This is a genomic window from Bacillus sp. LR--39 (assembly GCF_053613335.1).
The window spans coordinates 1-2,822 of the sequence record NZ_JBSIOT010000025.1 but is presented as its reverse complement, the minus strand read 5'-3'; the positions used below and the strand labels follow the sequence as shown (position 1 = coordinate 2,822).

At 48.8% G+C, this 2,822-nt stretch carries 2 protein-coding genes and 1 pseudogene; all 3 read right to left on the bottom strand.

The annotated features are described in order from the left end of the window. The coding region (gene iolE, locus ACWHAR_RS19675; protein ID WP_452087587.1) for a myo-inosose-2 dehydratase at window positions 1–726 on the bottom strand (726 nt) is incomplete at its 3' end. A 15-nt stretch (window positions 727–741) separates the two neighbouring features. Beyond that, window positions 742–2,655, bottom strand: coding sequence for a 3D-(3,5/4)-trihydroxycyclohexane-1,2-dione acylhydrolase (decyclizing) (iolD, locus tag ACWHAR_RS19670; RefSeq protein ID WP_452087586.1), 1,914 nt, complete (start codon window positions 2,653–2,655; stop codon window positions 742–744). A 32-nt stretch (window positions 2,656–2,687) separates the two neighbouring features. Beyond that, window positions 2,688–2,822 (bottom strand): annotated as a pseudogene (locus tag ACWHAR_RS19665) (5-dehydro-2-deoxygluconokinase); the annotation flags it as partial.

The following is a 2,822-nucleotide window of genomic DNA, read 5'->3' as shown; positions in this document are numbered from 1 at the left end:
GGGAACCGTAAACATGCCTTTTAAAAATGATTGCCGGAACGATTGTCCTTCGAGCCTGCATTGTTCCATGACATTCAGGCGGGCATCTTTAAAGTGCACATGCTTAATGCGGCCGATATGCTTCTCAAGCATCCCCATGTAATCGCCGTCAGAAATATACGCATGGCCTGTATCATAGAGGAGGTGTACATGCGCAGGGTCAGTTCCTGCCATCAGGCGGTCCACTTCTTCCGCTGTTTGGACACCAGTGCCGAGATGATGGTGATAGACAAGCTTCAATCCATGCTGAGCGGCAATTTCGCCAAGGTGATTCAGCCCTTCGCAAAGCCGCTCCCATTCATCATCCGTAAAGTGCGGCTTCTCTGTGAACACGTTTTTCTCCAAGCTTTGCACGCTGTACGTTTGTTCAGAGACAACTGCGACATCCGCGTTTACTTGCTGCAAATACTCACAATGCAGGGTAAATGCCTTTGCCGCTTCACCAAGTCCGTCACGCAAAATAAAACTGCTGAACCATTTTCCTGCAATGCGTAAGTTCCGAAGCTTCAGCTCTTTGTTCAGGATGGCAGGTTCGGGGAAGAAGCCCCCGACCTCCGTGCCTTGAAAACGTGCGACAACGATATCACTTAACAAATGCTGAAGTGTATTTCCCGCTCCAATTTCAGGCATGTCATCATTCCGCCACCCAATGGGAGCGATTCCCCACAGGATTTCATTTTTGCCCATCTTGGTGCCTCCCCTCTAATACTGCTTCGCAGATTCCAGCTTTTTCTCTTTTGCTTCGTATGCCTTCTGAACGCTTTCTTGTTCAGATACCTCTGCCACCCCGACATGCCACCAGCTGTCATAGCCGTCCGTCATTGTTTTAGGCAGCAGCTTCATTTCAATTAATGTTGATACATCCTGTTTCTTCGCATCCTCTAACGCAGCTTTTAATTCTTCTACTGTGTTTGCACGGTAGGTTTTCGCGCCGTATCCCTCAGCGACTTTCGCGTAATCGACATTCAGGATTTGGTTGTCATCTGTGCGGAACTCGCAATAGTAGCTGCCGCTGCCGTGATCCATTTGCAGGTTGTTGATGCATCCGAATCCTGAGTTGTCAAAGAGCAGCACATTGATTTTCTTGTTGTACTGAATCGCCGTGATCAGTTCAGAATGAAGCATCAGGAAGCTGCCGTCTCCGACGATTGAATACACTTCTCTGTCAGGGTGGGCCAGTTTAAGACCGAGTGTCCCGGACACTTCATAGCCCATGCAAGAATATCCATACTCCAGGTGATACGTATTCGGAACATTAGAATGCCACAGACGCTGCAAATCTCCTGGGAGTGAGCCTGCTGAACAGATGATGACGCTGTCTTCAGGAATCGTCTCGTTGATTGTCAGCAATGCCGTTGTTTGCGGAAGCTCCGTATTCAACGCGTCAGCATATTCATTCAGGACCTCTTGAGAAAAGTGATTTTTGATTTCCGGATCAAACGCTTCCCGCTTAAACGTCACTTTGCTGAGACGCTCGCGTTCAGCTAGCCATTCGTCCTTCAGCTCCCGGATCGTTGTGCCGAACTCGCTCTCATAGCCTTCAAGCAAGACGTGCAGTTTGCCAAGCGTCACTTTCGCATCCGCTACCACTTGGAATGCATCAAGTTTATACGCCTGCATTCGGCTGACGTTAATGTTCAAAAACTTCGCCTTATCAAAATCAAAAGCGGTCTTAGAGGATGTCGCAAAATCTGTATACCTTGTGCCGATGCCAATAATCAAATCAGCTTGGCGGGCCGCTTTGTTTGCCGCAAGTGTACCTGTGATGCCCATTCCGCCAAGGTTGTTCGCAAAATCAGCCTCAACAGTAGACTTTCCTGCCTGCGTTTCAACTAACGGAATGTTATAGGCTTCAGAAATGGCGACCAATTCATCGCGCGCACCGGAATATTTTGCGCCTCCGCCGACGAGAATCACAGGTTTTTTGCTGGATTTAATCAGCTCCGCCGCTCCTTGAAGCTCGCGCTCGCTCGGCTGCATGCGATCAATATAGTGAACCCGTTTGACGAAGAAACTTTCATCAAAATCGTATGCTTCCCCTTCAACATCCTGAGAAATACAAATCGTTGCCGGACCTGCTTTTGCCGGATCAGTCATGACTTCAAACGCGCGCAGCAAACTGCTCATCAGCTGCTCAGGGCGCGTAATGCGGTCCCAGTATCTCGATACAGGCTTCAATGCATCGTTTGTCGTAATCGCCGCACTGTATTCTTGCTCCATTTGCTGCAGTACAGGGTCTGGCTGTCTTGTCGCAAATGTGTCTGCCGGAATCAAGAGAACTGGGATATTGTTTGCCAATGCAGTGCCGGCTGCCGCCACCAAGTTAGCCGCTCCAGGTCCGACGGATGTAGACACCGCATATATTTTTCTTCTCAGCATTTGCTTGCTGTACGCCATGGCCGCATGCGCCATTCCTTGTTCATTTTTCCCTTGATAGACTTTCAAATGGCCTGCATCCTGCTCAAGCGCCTGCCCGATCCCTAATACGTTTCCATGACCGAAAATCGTGAAGATCCCTTCGACAAAAGGCTCTTCCTTTCCATCTACATGGATGTACTGCTGGTTTAAGAATTTAATCAGCGCCTGTGCTGTTGTTAAGCGAATTTTCTTGCCCACAAACGATCCCACCTTTACTCGATCTTTTTCAATTATGACTGTGCTTCAATAAGCTGTACGATTTCATCAGCAGTCGGCATCGCTTCTGACGAACTGTGCTTGCTCACCACAATGGAAGCTGAAGCACTGCCGTATTTCAATGCCGTTTCGATGTCTTTTCCGGTGAC